Origin of the sequence: Microbacterium sp. KUDC0406, assembly GCF_021582875.1 — a bacterium.
In the GTDB taxonomy this organism is placed as follows: Bacteria; Actinomycetota; Actinomycetes; order Actinomycetales; family Microbacteriaceae; genus Microbacterium.
The window spans coordinates 3,316,776-3,332,856 of sequence record NZ_CP091138.1; the positions used below are offsets into that span (position 1 = coordinate 3,316,776).

Consider the following 16,081-nt stretch of genomic DNA (forward strand, 5'->3'; position numbering starts at 1 on the left):
TCGTCCGACGGATCAGCCGCTCAGGGGGCATCAGCCGCTCAGGGTCATCAGCCGCTCAGGGTCATCAGCCGCTCAGGGCCATCGCCGTTCGCGGCGTCAGCCGTTCAGCCCGAACAGATCCAGCGGATGCGTCAGGCGCCACCACGCGGACGGGGCGTCGACCGTGCTCTTCAGCGAGACATCCGTCTTCGCGGTGTCGATCGCCCCGGTCACGGTGAGCGACCCGACGGCGGCACCGGCATTCCGCGCGTCGCCCAGATCGAGGGTCGACGCGGCCTGCGCGGTCGAGCCGTTCCACATCACGACCTGGGCGTCGGCATCGGTGACCACGTCGCTGCGCTCGCCCCAGACGGTGTCGATGGTGCCCACCACCGTCCCCTTGGGCACGGTGGGCGACTGCTCGGCCAGAGTCTTCTCGACGCCGGCGTACAGCGCGCGGTTCACCGCGATGCGCTCCTTGTCGCTGTCCTGGCCGAGCGCAACGGCCGACAGTCGCACGGTCGTGTCTCCGACCTTGACGTCCTTCGCGGTGAGCAGGTTCCAGTCTCCGTCGAGCGTGCCGGTCTTGATGCCGACGACCCCCGGGTCCTCGGTGAGCATCTTGTTCGTGTTCTTCACGACGCCGGGGCCGGGGATGTCCGCCGACTTCTTGCCGACGATCTCGGCGAACACGGGGTTGCGCATCGCGATCTCGCCGAGGTCGAGCAGATCGGCGGTGGTCGCGACGTTGCGCTCGTCGCGCCCTGACGGCGAGATGATCGTGGTGTCGTCCAGCCCCTGATCGGACAGCCACTGTTGCGCGGCCGAGGCGAAGGCGTCCTTCGAGCCCCAGATCTCGTCCGCCAGGCGGTCGATGTAGTTGTTGGCGGAGCCGAGCAGCACGCCCTCGAGCATCTGGTACTCGGTGAGCGAGCCGCCCGCGGGCACATCGAGGGCGGACTGATCCGAACGCACGTACTGCCAGTACTCGCGCTGGTCGCCGTAGTCGAAGGCGAAAGAGGGCCCCTGCTCTCCGGGCTTCAGCGGCATCTCCTGGAGCACCATCATCACCGAGACGACCTTCGAGATGCTTGCGATCGGCCTCTTCGCACCGCTCGATGCGGCCGTGGCGAATCCCTGCACGTCCACGGCCGAAGTGCCCTTCGCGGACCAGCTGACGGCGGCGCCTGGGGCGGGCTCGATCGTCACGGACACCGCGTCGATCGCCGGTGCCACGTTGTCGAGCGGCGCCAGCAGAGTCGTGGCGGAGTAGGCGCCGACCAGGGCGAGGACGACGCCGCACGGGATGAGCACGCGGGGGCGCAGCCAGCCCGGAGTCCTGCGCAGTCCGCGCAGCAGATCGGACTCGTCGTCGGGCGATGTCCGCGCGGCGAGTGTGGCGGGGCCGGTCCGGGTGCGCACCGAGTCCGTGTCGATCCAGGTCAGGGCGGTCGCCGGCCGGGACTCGTCGGCCCACGCCACAGCCGGGCCATCGGATTCATCGGGATCGTCGCCCAGGTCCAGGCCGAGGCCGGGGCCGGCCCCGGGCGCGGTGGGCTCGGCCGGCGCGGCGGCGTCGGCGGCGGCGGGTGCCTCCTCCGCTGCAGCTGCGGCGGTGGCTGCCGCGGCGGCGTCGGCGGCGGCGAAGAACGCCATGGTGGCGGGCAGTCCGTCCTGCTCGGCCGCTGGTGCGGAGGAGTCCTCGACGTCGAGGAACGCGGTGTCCGGTGCCGTCTCGTCCTGCCATCCGGGGATCCCCGAGACGACGGATGCCACGCGCGTGGCGTCGTCGTCGGGATCGAGGGGTTCGGCGTCGAAGGTCTCTGCGGCGGACGGCTCCGCGGCGACGGCCGCGGGTGTGCCGCCCAGCAGGGCCGCGAGACCGGCGGTCGTGGTCGTGTCGGCCACGCCGGCGCGGTCCGCGCCCGGTTGGCCGGCGTCTGATGCTGGCGAACCGGCGTTCACAGGCTCCGCCGGTGCGGCGGTTCGCGGCGCGGTCGTGCCGAACATGGCACGGGTGAACGCGTCCACTTCGCCTGTCCCGGGCTCGTCGGACTCCTCGCCGGCCTCGGACTCGCCGAACAGCGTGCGCAGCATCGCGGTGCTCGTCGTCGGCTCTTCGTGCGCGTCCTGGTCGTCCACCGGCTCGAGCTGCTCGCCGGTGCCACCGGCAGGAGCGTCCGTGGCATCCCTCTGGGCCGGCCCCGGCCGGGCACCGCTCGAGCCCTGGAAGAACGCGTTCACGCCCGTCGGATCGACGCTTCGATGGGAGCCGGACTGCGCGCGCGCCTCGCGACGCGTGCGCGGCGGCGAAGTGGGCTCGTCGATGGTCACCCGCCTACGCTACCCAATGAGTCTGAGACTCGCCCCTTCCGATCAGGGATTGACTATGATCGAGGCACAACCACGGGAGTCCGGCGTGCCGGGCTGAGAGGAAGCGACCCGCGCTTCGACCGTCGAACCTGATCCGGATCATGCCGGCGCAGGGAGGAGTTCCTATGAGTGCATCCACATCCGTGTCGGACGCGAAGGCCGCCGAGAAGACCGCTCCGTCGCGCAACCTGCGCTGGCGGGTCGTCGACATCGTCGTCGCCGCCGTGCTCGGCGTCGCCGTCGGGCTGCTGTTCTGGGCCTGGAACATCGTCGGGGGCGCCTGGTTCGGTGCCGCCGACGCGCTGACGCCCGGCCTCGGCGGGATCGCCGTCGGCATCTGGCTGATCGGCGGGGTGATCGGCGGACTCGTCATCCGCAAGCCCGGCGCCGCCCTGGTCGTCGAGGTCGTCGCCGCGATCATCTCGATGCTGATCGGCAACGTCTGGGGCGTCTCCACGGTGTTCTCCGGCATCGTGCAGGGCCTGGGTGCCGAACTGATCTTCGCTCTGTTCGCCTATCGCCGGTTCGGCATCGGCGTCGCCGCCCTCGCCGGCGTCGGCGCGGCGGCGGCCGCCTGGGTCTTCGAGCTTTTCTACGGCAGCTCGCCGAACATCCTGAAGTCCTTCGAGTTCAACGCGATCTACCTCGGTGCACTGATCGTCTCGGGTGCGCTGCTGGCCGGCGCGGTGGGCTGGTTCCTGGTACGGGCTCTCGCGTCGACCGGAGCGCTCAGCAGGTTCGCGGCGGGCCGAGAAGCGCGCCGCGAGGTCTGACCATGCAGTCGGGTCCGGCCCGCGTCACCGCGAACGGCTGGGGCTGGCGCTACGCCGGGCGGCGACTGCCGGCGGTCAGCGACACGTCCTTCACCATCGAGCCCGGCGAGCGCGTGCTGCTGCTCGGGGCGTCGGGTGCGGGGAAGTCCACGCTGCTCGCCGGTCTCGCGGGGCTCCTCGGCGACGCAGACGAGGGGGAGCGCTCCGGCTCCCTGCTCGTCGACGGTGCGCTTCCCGAGCAGAGCCGTGGTCGTATCGGCCTCGTGCTGCAGGACCCGGATGCCGGAGTCGTGCTCTCCAAGGTCGGCGACGACGTCGCGTTCGGATGCGAGAACCTCGGCGTTCCGGCATCCGAGATCCCCGCTCGTGTGGCCGAGGCCCTCGACGCCGTCGGCCTCGACGTGTCGCCGGAGCGTGCGACGAAGGCGCTGTCCGGCGGGCAGAAGCAGCGCCTGGCTCTGGCCGGGGCGCTGGCCATGCGGCCGGGACTGCTGCTGCTGGACGAGCCGACCGCCAACCTCGATCCCGCCGGAGTCGCCGAGGTGCGCGACAGCGTCGCGCGGGTGGTGGCCGAGACGGGGGCGACGCTGGTGGTCGTCGAGCACCGCACCGAGGTGTGGGCGGATCTGATCACCCGCGTCATCGTGCTGGCGGCCGACGGCGGGCTGCTCGCCGACGGCTCGCCGGCGCAGGTGTTCGGCCGGCACGCGCAGACGCTGGCGGATGCCGGTGTGTGGGTGCCGCATCATCCGATCGACCTTCCGGTGCTGCCGCGCGCCGATGGCGATCCCGTCCTGGAGGCGCACGGCCTGGCCATCGGCCGGGAGCGCCGCACGATCGTTCAGGCCGGACTCGATCTCGTCGTCCCGCAGGCGTCGGCCACGGTCATCACCGGGCCGAACGGGGTGGGCAAGTCCACGCTGGCGCTCACCCTGGCCGGGCTGATCCCGGAGCTCGCCGGGTCCGTCTCCGCCGCGGAGCGTCTCCGCGGCAAGAGCGGCTCGCGACCGTTCCGCTGGACGTCGCGCGAGCTGCTGACTCGCATCGGCACGGTGTTCCAGGAGCCGGAGCACCAGTTCCTCGCCCAGACGCTCCGCGAGGAGCTCGCCGTCGGCCCGCGCGCTCTGGGGTGGTCGGCCGAGCGCACGGCGGCCGTCGTGGACGGCCTGCTCGAGCGACTGCATCTCGACCACCTCGCCGAGGCCAACCCCTTCACGCTGTCGGGCGGTCAGAAGCGCCGGCTCTCCGTCGCCACCGTGCTCGCGGCGACGCCCGAGGTGATCGTGCTCGACGAACCGACGTTCGGGCAGGATCGGCGCGGATGGATCGAGCTCGTGCTCCTGCTGCAGGAGGAGGTCGCGCGGGGGACCGCGATCGTCGCGGTCACGCACGACGACGCGGTGGCCCGGCATCTGGGCGACCGCCGCATCGTGCTGGATCAGGCGGTGCCGGTATGACCGCCGACGTCGCCCCCGTCGAGACCGGGGAGGCCTGGCTCGACGGGGTCAATCCCGTCACCCGCATCCTGCTCGCACTGCTGCTGTCGGTGCCCCTGTTCGCGTCGATCGACGTCGTCAGCGGGCTGGTCGCGATCGCGCTGCAGCTGCTCTGCATCCCGCTCACGGGGCTGTCGCTGCGCACGGTGCTCGGCCGGATGGCGCTGCTCGCCGCGATCTCGCCGGTTGCGGGCCTCAGCATGCTGCTCTACGCCGAACCGGCGGGGCAGGTGTACTGGAGCTTCGGCTTCGCGACCATCAGCGACGAGTCGATCCGCCTGGCGGTCGCCGTGAGCCTGCGAGTGATCGCACTCGGGCTGCCGACGATCCTGCTGTTCGGTCGCGCCGATCCCACCGAGGTCGCCGACGCGCTCTCCCAGGTCGCGCACCTGCCCAGCAGATTCGTGCTGGGCGTGCTCGCCGGCACCAGGATGCTGGGGCTGTTCCTCGACGACTGGCGCACCATGGGCCTCGCCCGAAGAGCGCGTGGGGTCGGTGACCACGGTGCCCTCCGCCGGTTCTTCTCGATGGCCTTCGTGCTGCTGGTGTTCGCGGTGCGCCGCGGGTCGAAACTGGCGATGGCGATGGAGGCGCGCGGCTTCGGCTCCGACATCCCGCGCACCTGGGCGCGTCCGTCGAGGCTGCACTCCCGTGATGCCGTCGCCCTGCTCGGCGGCATCCTCATCATGGCTGCGGCGCTCGCCGCGGCCGTGGCGGCGGGAACGTTCCGATTCATCTGGTCGTGACCGGCCGCGCCGCCGCCGCCCGCGCGGCGAATCGGCGCGAGGAGCACTCTTGACAGGATCCGCACGACATTCTAATGTCCTTACAAATCAGTGCGTCTGTACTCCGACGACGCAAGGCCGCCGTCGAAGCGGATGCCGCAGCCCCCTGCTCAGGCGGGGAGGAGGAGTCATATGTCTCATCGATCACCGAACCATCCGCGCACCAGGGTAGCTGCGCTGGTCGCCGTCACGCTCTTCGCAGGCGTCCTGCTTCCCGTCTCGGCGGCGACGGCTGCGCCGCCGGAGCGGGATGCGCCCGTTCGAACAGTCGGCAACCTCTACGGCACGAAGGCGGTGTACGAGCCGTTCCAGGATGCGCGCCTCTATCATCGGCCGCCGGCCAGCTATCATCCCGTCCTCGTCGAACATGTCAGCCGGCACGGTTCGCGCCTGCTGTCCAGCAAGAAGTACGACGACCTGCTGTGGCAGCTGTGGCAGATCGCCGACGCCGACGGCGGACTCACCGACCTCGGTGAGCAACTCGGTCCGGATCTGCAGCGGATCATCGCGATCCACGACCAGGTCGGCTACGGCACGCTCAGCACGCGCGGAGCACAGGAGCAGCAGCAGATCGCCGAACGCGCGGTCGAGCGAATGCGGCCGGTCTTCGACGCTGCGGTCGAGGACGGTCGTCCGATCGAGATAGTGTCGTCCGGCGTCGACAGGGCTGTCGACAGCGCTGACAACTTCGTTGTGGGCTTGAAGGATGCCGACCCGCAACTCGCCGGAGTCATCCAGCCTCAGGTGACGGATCCAGATCTGCTCTACTTCCACGACACGGATCCCGAGTACCTGGAGTACGAGGACGGCGAGCAGCTCGCCGGCGTCGAGGACGAACTCGAGCAGCTGCCGATCATCGCGACCACCGCACGCGATGTCGTGAGCAGGCTCTTCACGCCGGGGTTCATCGCCCGCATCGATGCCGGCGAGTTCGATCTCGTCGATCACGGCAAAGGTAAGACCCACCTGCGCAGCGTCGTAGATGTCGGTTCGTTCATCTACGAGCTGTACGTCATCGCGCCGGGGATGGATCAGGACGCGGCTGTCGACATGACGCCGTATCTGACGGATGAGGATGCGGCGGTCTTCGCCTACTTGTCGGATGCGAACGACTTCTACAAGAAGGGTCCGGCCTTCGCCGGATCCGACGTGACGTACCGGATGGCACACGTGCTCGTGGACGAGTTCCTGGATTCGGTCGAGGCTGTGGCGGCGGGCGAGACGAGTCCGGCGGCGGAGTTCCGGTTCGCCCACGCCGAGGAGATCATCCCGCTGGCGGCTCTGCTGAAGCTGCCCGGCAGCAGGGTGGCGCAGCCTGATGACGACCTGTTCAGCTACGACACGAACCCGTGGCGTGGTGCTCAGGTGGCGCCGATGGCGGCGAACCTGCAGTGGGACGTCTATGTCGGGCCGCGCGGTCGCACCATCGTGCGCATGCTCTACAACGAGAAGGAGACCGCGTTCGCCGGGGACTGCACACCGATCCGCCCGGGAAGCTTCTTCTACTTCGTCGACGAGCTGACCCGCTGCCTGGCGGATCAGCGCTGATCTCAAGGGTCATCCCCCGGGCCGTCAGTCCCGGGGATGACTGCGGCCGCGGGCCGAGACGACGGATGCCTGACCGACCCGCGAGGATGGACGGATGAGCATCCCTTCCGGCACCGTTCCCGTGCCGCAGTGCGTCCGTGCGCTGGCCCGCGGCGCCACGCTGGAATGCGTGTGGCTGAACGAACTCGGCGGACTGACGTTCCGCGCGACGCCAGCCGACGACGACGTCTTCTACATCAAATGTGGTCCGCGTAACGGGGAGACGAACCTGCGCGATGAGGCGGAGCGGATGACGTGGGCGGGGCGCTGGATCCGCGTGCCGCAGGTGCTTGACCAGGGCGAGGACGACACGCACGAATGGCTGGTCACGTCCGTGATCGACGGCGAGAGTGCGGTGGCGCCGCGCTGGGTCGCCGAGCCCGCCATCGCGGTGCGCGCGGTGGGTGAGGGACTCCGGATGCTGCACGACCGGCTTCCGGTCGACGACTGTCCCTGGGGCTGGGGTGTGCCGTCGCGGATCGCGAACGCGGCGGCCCGCGGCATCCGGGTTCCCGCGCGTCTGCATGACGCCCCGCCGGTCGACCGGTTGGTGGTCTGCCACGGTGACGCCTGCTGCCCCAACACGCTGATCGGCGACGACGGGCGCTGGGTCGCGCACGTCGATCTCGCGCTGCTCGGGGTCGCCGATCGGTGGGCCGACATCGCTGTCGCATCGATGAGCACGGAGTGGAACTACGGGCACGGGTGGGAGGACGCGCTGATCGAGGCATACGGCCTCGAGCCGGACCGGCAGCGCCTGGCCTACTACCGCGACCTGTGGAACGCGACCTGAACGCCCGCCTGTCGTAGGCTCGCATCGGCGGGTACTTCGCAGTAGTACTCAGGACCACCTAGGCTGGAACTCAGTCGCACGCCGCCGTTCGAAGGAGAACACGATGCAGATCAGCGGATCCGGTGCCCTCGTCACGGGCGGCGCCAGCGGACTCGGACTCGCCACCGCCCGCAGGCTCGCGGCCGCGGGCGCGCAGGTGACGATCGTCGACCTGCCGACCTCGGCGGGTGCCGAGATCGCCGCCGAGCTCGGCGGGTTCTTCGCGCCCGTCGACGTCACCGATGTCGACCAGGTGCGCGCAGCCGTCGCCGAGTCGCTCGACCCGCTGCGCATCGTCGTCAACTGTGCAGGTATCGCACCGCCGGCCAAGGTGCTCGACCGTGACGGCGACCCCGTCGACCTCGCGGCATTCGAACGGATCATCCGGATCAATCTCGTCGGCACGTTCAACGTCATCTCCCAGGCGGCCGCCGTGATCTCCAAGGGGGAACCCGCCGAGGGCGGCGACCGCGGCGTGATCGTCAGCACCGCGAGCGTCGCCGCGTTCGACGGTCAGATCGGCCAGCCGGCGTACTCCGCCTCGAAGGGCGGTGTGCACGCGATGACACTGCCGATCGCCCGCGAGCTCGCGCGCTACGGCATCCGGGTCTGCACGATCGCCCCCGGCATCATGGAGACGCCCATGCTCGCCGGCCTCCCCGACGCCGCGCAGGAGTCGCTCGGGCAGCAGGTGCCGTACCCCGCCCGCCTCGGCCGGCCCGACGAGTACGCCGCCCTCGTGCAGCACATCGTCGAGAACGGCTACCTGAACGGCGAGACCATCCGCCTCGACGGCGCCATCCGCATGGCGCCGAAATGACCTTCGAATCGCTTGAATGGCGTCATTTCGGCGCCGAATCCAGCCAATTGCGCGATTCGAACATGAAGGAGAGACCATGAGCCTCGCAGGCAAGACCATCCTGATGTCCGGCGGCAGCCGCGGCATCGGCCTCGCGATCGCGCTGCGCGCGGCGGCGGACGGGGCGAACATCGCGCTGCTCGCCAAGACCGACACCCCGCACCCCAAGCTCGAGGGCACGGTGCACACCGCCGCCGAGCAGATCCGCGCGGTCGGCGGTCAGGCGCTGCCGATCGTCGGCGACGTGCGCAGCGACGACGACATCACCGAGGCCGTGCTGAAGACCGCGGGCGAGTTCGGCGGCATCGACGTCGTCGTCAACAACGCCAGCGTGATCGACCTGTCCACCTCGCTCGACCTGGCGGCGAAGAAGTACGACCTCATGCAGGACGTGAACGTGCGCGGCACCTTCATGCTCTCCCGCGCGGCCGTGCCGGTGCTGCGCGAGTCGGCGAACCCGCACATCCTGTCACTCTCGCCGCCGCTGAACCTCTCGCCCCGCTGGCTCGGTGCGCACACCGGCTACACGATGGCGAAGTACGGCATGACGATGGCCACGCTCGGCCTCGCGGCGGAGTTCGCGGATGCCGGGATCGCGGCGAACACGCTGTGGCCGCGCACCACCATCGCGACCGCGGCGGTGCAGTTCGCGCTCGGCGGCGACCGCATGATGAAGGTCAGCCGGACGCCGGAGATCTATGCGGATGCCGCATACGCCGTGGTCACCGCTCCGTCCGCGCAGCGCACGGGGCGGACGCTCATCGTCGAGGACGTTCTGGAGGAGGCCGGTGTCACGGACTTCTCCGGCTACGCCGCAGTGCCCGGGACGCCCGACGACGCACTGTTCCCGGACATCTTCCTGGACTGAACGCGCCTCGACAGGCGCAGCGACCCAACTGCTGGGTCCCTGAGCCCGTCGAAGGGTCAGAACAGCAGGTAGACCGCCCCGGCGATCGTCAACACGATTACGAGGCAGTCGAACAGCTGCTGTGGCATCCGCTCCGCCAGCTTCAGGCGCAGACGCGGGTCCGCTCAGCCCCGGACGGCTGCCAGCGCCGTGGCGAACCGTGCGGCACGCGCCTCGAGGTCGTGCCAGTCCTGCGCGGCGATCGAGGCGCTGTTGGCCAGATCGCCGCCGGCGCCGACGGCGACCGCCCCTGCCGCGAACCACGCCGCGAGGTTGTCGGGGTTCACGCCACCGGTCGGCATCAGCGGTGCGCCAGGGAACGGGCCGCGAAGCGCGCCGAGGTACGACGGGCCGCCGAGCGAGGCGGGGAAGATCTTGACGACGTCGACGCCGAGATCCAGCGCCGTCATCACCTCGGTCGGAGTCAGCGCGCCGGTCATCACCACGCGCCCGGTGCCGACCATCGCGCGGGTGAGGTCGGGCAGCGTGCCGGGGCTGACGAGGAACTCGGCCCCCGCATCCGCCGCGGCCTCGGCCTGCTCCGCGTTCGTGACCGTGCCCGCGCCGATCACGGCGGCGTCGCCGTGTCGGGCGATCAGCTCGCGGATGACGGCGGGGGCATCCGGCGTCGAGTACGTGACCTCGATGCCCGTGACACCACCGCGGATGATCGCCTCGGAGGCGTCGATCGCCGCCTCCGGCGACGGGGCGCGCAGCACGGCGAGGACTCCTGCGGAACGGGTACGGGCGAGGCGGTCGGTCATCGGGGCTCCTTCGACGGCGGTCTTCTCCATTGTGCCGCATCCGCCGCAGCCTGTAACTACAGGTTGCGCGATGCCTGCCCAAGCGCCTTCCCAGGCCCGCTCCCGTACCCTTGAGACCATGGCATCCGAAGAAGATCCCCCGCGCGCACCCCGCAGGTGCGCCCTGCGACCGAAGGCTGGACGCAGAAGAAGGATGCCGAGGGTCGTCCCCTGCTGCAGTTCGCGAGCCCTCGGCGCGGCAAGCCGCCGGTGCACTTCGCCGACTACACGCCGGCTGAGCGCGTCGAGAAGGTCAAGGAGCTGGGCCTGCCCGGCTTCCGCGCCAAGCAGCTCGCGACGCACTACTTCACGCATTACACCTCGGACCCGGCCGAGATGACGGACCTGCCCGCCGCTCAGCGCGAAGAGCTCGTCGCCGGGCTCATGCCGCCGCTGCTCACCGAGGTCCGCCGCCTCGAGACCGACCGTGGTGACACGATCAAGTTCCTCTGGCGGCTGCATGACGGCGCCCTCGTCGAGTCGGTGCTCATGCGCTACCCGGGGCGCATCACACTGTGCGTGTCGAGCCAGGCCGGCTGCGGTATGAACTGCCCGTTCTGCGCCACCGGCCAGGCGGGCCTCACCCGCAACATGTCGACGGCCGAGATCCTCGACCAGATCGTGCGGGCCAACCGCCTGATCGCCGACGGCGGACTGGGCGACCCGCGCAAGGTCGGCCATGAGGGCGAGCGCGTCACGAACATCGTCTTCATGGGCATGGGCGAGCCGCTGGCCAACTACAAGCGGGTCATGGATGCGGTGCGCACCATGGTCGCCCCGCAGCCCGAGGGCCTCGGCATGAGCGCCCGCGGCATCACCGTGTCGACGGTCGGCCTGGTGCCGGCCATCCGCAAGCTGTCCGACGAGAACATCCCGGTGACCTTCGCGCTCTCGCTGCACGCACCCGATGACCAGCTGCGTGACGAGCTGATCCCGGTGAACTCGCGCTGGAAGGTCGACGAGGCACTGGATGCCGCTCGCGAGTACTTCGAGAAGACCGGGCGTCGCGTCTCGATCGAGTACGCGCTGATCAAGGACATGAACGATCACGCCTGGCGCGCAGACCTCCTCGCCGAGAAGCTCAACGCCCGCGGGCGCGGCTGGGTGCATGTGAACCCGATCCCGCTGAACCCGACGCCCGGCTCGATCTGGACCTCGTCCGAGAAGGACGTGCAGGACGAGTTCGTGCGCCGCCTCAACGACGCCGGCATCCCGACGACCCTGCGCGACACCCGCGGCAAGGAGATCGACGGCGCCTGCGGCCAGCTGGTCGCCACGACAGAGGACGAGGCCGCCGCGGCCGCCATGGCCTGACGTCGACGCTACTTGGCGACGAGGGTCGTCTCGAAGCTGTACATGTCGGGGCGGTAGCAGTGCGTGCCGTACTCGATCGCCTTTCCGGCGGCGTCGTACGCCGTGCGCTGCATCGTCAGCAATGGGCTGCCGCGGTCGACGTCGAGCAGCCGCGCCTCGTCACCGTGCTCGCTGCGGGCGCCGATGCGCTGCTTGGCGACACGGATCGTCACCCCGCGGCTCCGCAGGATCTGGTACAGACCTTGCGCCTCCAGCTGTTCGCGGGAGATGTCGGAGAAGTCCTCGGGCAGAAAATTCTCCATGAGCGCCACCGGGATGCCGTCGGTGCTGCGGAGGCGGCGGAGGTACAGCATCGGCGACCCGACGACGATGCCGAGCTGATCGGCGACGTCGTCGGCGGCGGGTCGGACGTCGTGCACGAGCACCTGGGTCGTGGGGGCGTGCTGCGAGTTCTTCAGGTCCTCGTAGAGGCTGGTCAATTCCACCTGGCGGGTGACCTGGCCCTGCACGACCTGGGTCCCGATGCCGCGTCGCCGGACCAGCAGCCCCTTGTCGACCACCTCTTGAATCGCGCGGCGGATCGTCGGCCGGGAGAGGCCGAGGCGTCGTCCGATCTCGATCTCGTTCTCGAGGCGTGCTCCCGGGGGATGGTGCCCGACTGGATCGCCCCCTCGAGCCGGCGTGAGACCTGGAAGTAGAGCGGGACGGGACCCGCGCGGTCGAGGTCGTGGAACAGCTCGTCAGGCCAGACCGGATCCTCGTGCGGCATGCTGGTCCCCTCGTGTCAGCTCCGCCGAGGCGGTGCGGTTATTGTCATGACAATATTACCCTGCCTGTAGAGCGGTGAAGAGATTCCGCTCGCAGTCCAGGTCAGAGGCGAGATTCTCCTCGCGTTCAACCATGTGATATTGTTAGGACAAAGACCGGACAGCAATGGAGCGTGACGATGAGCGGTACCCCGGAACTTCTCGCGATCGGGAGACTCGGCGTCGATCTTTACCCGCTGGAGGACGGCGTGGGCCTCGAGGACGTCCGCACCTTCGGGAAGTATCTCGGCGGCACGGCGGCCAATGTCGCCGTTGCTGCTGCCAGACACGGGCATAGCGTCGAACTGATCTCGCGAGTGGGCGACGATCCGTTCGGGCGCTATCTGGTCGGCGAGCTCAGCAGGCTGGGCGTCGATCCGCGGCAGATTGCGACCGATCCGCACTTGAAGACGCCACTGACGTTCTGCGAGATCTTCCCGCCGGACGACTTCCCCCTCTACTTCTACCGGGAGCCGAAGGCACCCGACATGAACGTCGACGCGGAGCAGATCGACCTGCAGACGGTGCGGGATGCCGACATCCTCTGGATGACGACCTCCGGTCTCAGTGCTCAACCCAGCCGCGATGCTCACCACGCGGTTCTCGAAGCCCGGGCCGGCGGGCGCACCATTCTCGACCTCGACTATCGGCCGATGTTCTGGGAAGCACCGGAGCTGGCGACCGAGCAGCTCGATGGCATTCTCGAACAGGTGTCCGTCGCCGTCGGCAACCGCGAGGAGTGCCAGATCGCCGTCGGCGAGAACGACCCGCATCGTGCCGCCGACGCGCTGCTCGAGCGCGGCGTCGAACTGGCCGTGGTCAAGCAGGGCCCGCGGGGCGTGCTGGCCAAGACGCGCGACGAGATCGTCGAAGTTCCGGTGCACGAGGTGGACGTCGTCAATGGCCTCGGAGCGGGTGACGCGTTCGGCGGTGCGCTGTGCCACGGCGTCCTCGAAGGCTGGAGCCTCAACCGCACGATCACGTTCGCCAACGTCGCGGGGGCGATCGTCGCCTCGCGGCGTGAATGCTCGACGGCCATGCCGACGGCCGCGGAAATCGACGCACTGCTTCAAGGAGCCTGAGATGCACAAGATCACCCCGGAGGCCTTCGCCCATCTCCGCGACACCAGGGCTATCCGCCCCGACGAGTTCGCCACGGCGTTCGCCCAGCGACGCCGCAGACCGGTTCTCGGTGCGGATGGGCGCCTGTTCATCGTCGCCGCCGATCACCCGGCGCGCGGTGCCCTCTCGGTGGGCGATGACGCCATGGCGATGGCCGATCGCTACGTCCTGCTCGAGCGACTGGCCCTGGCGCTGAGCCACCCCGGCGTCGACGGCGTGCTGGGCACGCCCGACATCATCGACGATCTGGCGCTCCTGGGTGCGCTCGACGACAAGGTCGTCGTCGGATCCATGAACCGGGGCGGGTTGCGCGGATCGACGTTCGAGATCGACGACCGGTACACCGCCTATGACGTGCCGACGATGGTCGGCCGGGGCATCGACTTCGCCAAGGCGCTCATCCGCATCGATCTCGGCGACCCGGCCACCGCGGACACACTTGACGCCACGGCGGATGTCGTCACTGCGGCGGCCTCGGCCGGACTGCCGATCATGCTCGAGCCGTTCCTCAGCCATCGCCGGAACGAGCACATCGTCAACGATCTGACGACGGACGCGGTGATCACCTCGATCGCCATCGCGTCGGCGCTCGGCGCCGACAGCTCCCACACCTGGATGAAACTCCCCGTGGTCGAGGATATGGAGCGCGTCGTCGCGTCGACCACGATGCCAGTGCTGCTGCTCGGGGGCGATTCCGGTGAGGATCCCGACGAGCGCTTCGCCTCCTGGGAGTCCGCGCTCACGCTGCCGGGTGTCCGCGGACTGACTGTCGGGCGCACGCTGCTCTTCCCGCCCGACGGCGACGTGCTCGGCGCCGTGGACGTGGCGGCCAGGATGGTCCATCCGTCGATCGACGCCGGCGCATCCGCCGGTGACCGGGGCGCACACGCAATCAAGGAGAGAGCATGACGAACACCGCAACCGCAGTCCGCACGATCGGCCACTGGGTCGACGGCGGGGAGCAGACCCCCGCCGGTGCCCGCACCGCACCCGTGCACAATCCCGCGACCGGTGAGGTCACCGCACAGCTTGCGCTCGCCGACGACGCGGTCATCGCGCAGGCGATCACCTCAGCACAGCGCGGCTTCGAGGCGTGGAGCGGCTACTCGATCGCCAAGCGGCAGACCGTGCTGTTCGCCTTCCGCGAGCTGCTCAACGCGCGCAAGGGAGAGCTCGCCGCGCTCATCACCGCCGAGCACGGCAAGGTGCTGTCGGACGCGATGGGCGAGATCCTGCGCGGCCAGGAGGTCGTCGAGCTGGCCTGCGGCTTCGCACATCTGACCAAAGGCGAGTTCAGCGAGAACGCGTCCACCGGTATCGACGTGTACTCCCTCAAGCAGCCGCTCGGTGTGGTGGGCATCATCAGCCCGTTCAACTTCCCGGCGATGGTGCCGATGTGGTTCTTCCCCATCGCGATCGCCGCGGGGAACGCCGTGGTGCTCAAGCCCAGCGAGAAGGACCCGTCTGCCGCGATGTGGATCGCACGCCTGTGGCAGGAAGCGGGGCTTCCGGACGGCGTGTTCACGGTTCTGCAGGGCGACAAGCAGGCCGTCGACGGCCTGCTGGAGGATCAGAGGGTGCAGTCGATCTCGTTCGTCGGATCCACCCCGATCGCGCAATACATCTACGAGACGGCCTCGCGCAACGGCAAACGCGTGCAGGCGCTGGGCGGCGCGAAGAACCACATGCTCGTGCTGCCTGACGCCGATCTGGATCTCGTCGCCGACCAGGCGGTCAACGCCGGCTACGGCGCTGCGGGCGAGCGTTGCATGGCGATCTCGGTGGTACTGGCCGTCGACCTCGTGGCCGACGAACTGATCGAGAAGATCACCGAGCGCATCAGCCGGCTGCGCATCGGCGACGGAGCCGGCGTGGCGGAGCCCGATATGGGCCCGCTGATCACCGACGCGCACCGTGCGAAGGTGGCGTCCTACGTCGACCTCGCCGAGGCGGACGGGGCGCGCATCGTCGTGGATGGACGCGGCTACGAGGTGCCCGGGTGCGAGGGCGGCTTCTTCTTCGGACCGACGCTGATCGATGACCTCCCGCTGCACTCGCGGGCCTACGTCGACGAGATCTTCGGCCCCGTACTGCAGGTGATCCGCATCGGCGGCTTCCAGGAGGGCGTCGAGTTGATCAACTCCGGTCGGTTCGGCAACGGCACGTCGATCTTCACGAACGACGGCGGCGCTGCGCGGCGATTCCAGCACGAGGTGCAGGTCGGCATGATCGGCATCAATGTGCCTATCCCGGTGCCGGTCGCCTACCATTCCTTCGGCGGCTGGAAGCAGTCCCTGTTCGGTGACGCGAAGGCCTACGGCGTGCACGGGTTCGACTTCTTCACCCGGGAGAAGGCCGTCACGGCCAGGTGGATCGACCCCGCTCGACGCGATCACACAGCGCACGCCGGGATCAACCTCGGATTCCCGCAGAACGACTGAGCAG

13 protein-coding genes, 1 pseudogene and 1 riboswitch are annotated in these 16,081 nt (G+C 69.5%); of the genes and pseudogenes, 11 read left to right on the top strand and 3 right to left on the bottom strand.

Annotated features, from left to right (window positions below):
* Window positions 1-96: 96 nt before the first annotated feature.
* Window positions 97-2,313 carry a D-alanyl-D-alanine carboxypeptidase family protein gene (locus L2X99_RS16330; protein WP_236125835.1) on the bottom strand — a complete coding sequence of 739 codons (2,217 nt, stop codon included), beginning with the start codon at window positions 2,311-2,313 and terminating at the stop codon, window positions 97-99.
* 62 nt (window positions 2,314-2,375) lie between these two features.
* A riboswitch (TPP riboswitch) is annotated at window positions 2,376-2,487 on the top strand.
* On the opposite strand from L2X99_RS16330, the gene L2X99_RS16335 reads away from it, so the two are divergent.
* From L2X99_RS16335 to L2X99_RS16365, 7 genes are all read left to right on the top strand, one after another.
* On the top strand, window positions 2,478-3,125 hold the full coding sequence (locus tag L2X99_RS16335; RefSeq protein ID WP_236125834.1) for an ECF transporter S component: 648 nt from the start codon (window positions 2,478-2,480) through the stop codon (window positions 3,123-3,125). It overlaps the preceding riboswitch by 10 nt.
* A 2-nt stretch (window positions 3,126-3,127) precedes the next feature.
* Entirely contained in the window at window positions 3,128-4,582 is a 1,455-nt protein-coding gene (locus tag L2X99_RS16340) for an ABC transporter ATP-binding protein (RefSeq protein ID WP_236125833.1), read from the top strand.
* On the top strand, window positions 4,579-5,367 hold the full coding sequence (locus L2X99_RS16345) for an energy-coupling factor transporter transmembrane component T family protein (protein WP_236125832.1): 789 nt from the start codon (window positions 4,579-4,581) through the stop codon (window positions 5,365-5,367). Before L2X99_RS16340 ends, L2X99_RS16345 begins: the two co-directional genes overlap by 4 nt.
* A 171-nt stretch (window positions 5,368-5,538) precedes the next feature.
* Window positions 5,539-6,954, top strand: coding sequence for a histidine phosphatase family protein (locus L2X99_RS16350; protein ID WP_236125831.1), 1,416 nt, complete (start codon window positions 5,539-5,541; stop codon window positions 6,952-6,954).
* A gap of 94 nt (window positions 6,955-7,048) precedes the next feature.
* Window positions 7,049-7,786, top strand: coding sequence for an aminoglycoside 3'-phosphotransferase (locus tag L2X99_RS16355; protein ID WP_236125830.1), 738 nt, complete (start codon window positions 7,049-7,051; stop codon window positions 7,784-7,786).
* Between the two features lie 103 nt (window positions 7,787-7,889).
* Window positions 7,890-8,645, top strand: a complete 756-nt coding sequence (locus L2X99_RS16360) for an SDR family NAD(P)-dependent oxidoreductase (protein ID WP_236125829.1) — start codon at window positions 7,890-7,892, stop codon at window positions 8,643-8,645.
* Between the two features lie 76 nt (window positions 8,646-8,721).
* On the top strand, window positions 8,722-9,552 hold the full coding sequence (locus L2X99_RS16365; RefSeq protein ID WP_236125828.1) for an SDR family oxidoreductase: 831 nt from the start codon (window positions 8,722-8,724) through the stop codon (window positions 9,550-9,552).
* A 164-nt stretch (window positions 9,553-9,716) separates the two neighbouring features.
* Here L2X99_RS16365 and L2X99_RS16370 read toward each other — a convergent pair whose 3' ends face one another.
* Complete coding sequence (locus L2X99_RS16370) at window positions 9,717-10,355, bottom strand: bifunctional 4-hydroxy-2-oxoglutarate aldolase/2-dehydro-3-deoxy-phosphogluconate aldolase (protein WP_236135404.1); 639 nt, start codon at window positions 10,353-10,355, stop codon at window positions 9,717-9,719.
* Between the two features lie 123 nt (window positions 10,356-10,478).
* Between L2X99_RS16370 and rlmN the strand changes: the two genes are divergently transcribed.
* Window positions 10,479-11,708, top strand: coding sequence for a 23S rRNA (adenine(2503)-C(2))-methyltransferase RlmN (rlmN, locus tag L2X99_RS16375; RefSeq protein WP_236135938.1), 1,230 nt, complete (start codon window positions 10,479-10,481; stop codon window positions 11,706-11,708).
* Between the two features lie 8 nt (window positions 11,709-11,716).
* On the opposite strand, the pseudogene L2X99_RS16380 reads toward rlmN, so the two are convergent.
* Window positions 11,717-12,477 (bottom strand): annotated as a pseudogene (locus L2X99_RS16380) (GntR family transcriptional regulator).
* 177 nt (window positions 12,478-12,654) lie between these two features.
* Between L2X99_RS16380 and iolC the strand changes: the two are divergent.
* Genes iolC through L2X99_RS16395 form a run of 3 tightly spaced genes read left to right on the top strand, consistent with a single transcriptional unit; the run spans window position 12,655 to window position 16,077 of the window.
* Window positions 12,655-13,596, top strand: a complete 942-nt coding sequence (gene iolC, locus L2X99_RS16385) for a 5-dehydro-2-deoxygluconokinase (protein ID WP_236125825.1) — start codon at window positions 12,655-12,657, stop codon at window positions 13,594-13,596.
* A 1-nt stretch (window position 13,597) separates the two neighbouring features.
* A complete protein-coding gene (locus L2X99_RS16390) occupies window positions 13,598-14,545 on the top strand; it encodes a class I fructose-bisphosphate aldolase (protein WP_236135405.1) in 948 nt (315 codons plus the stop codon).
* Complete coding sequence (locus tag L2X99_RS16395; protein WP_236125824.1) at window positions 14,542-16,077, top strand: CoA-acylating methylmalonate-semialdehyde dehydrogenase; 1,536 nt, start codon at window positions 14,542-14,544, stop codon at window positions 16,075-16,077. Before L2X99_RS16390 ends, L2X99_RS16395 begins: the two co-directional genes overlap by 4 nt.
* The last annotated feature ends 4 nt before the right edge of the window (window positions 16,078-16,081 follow it).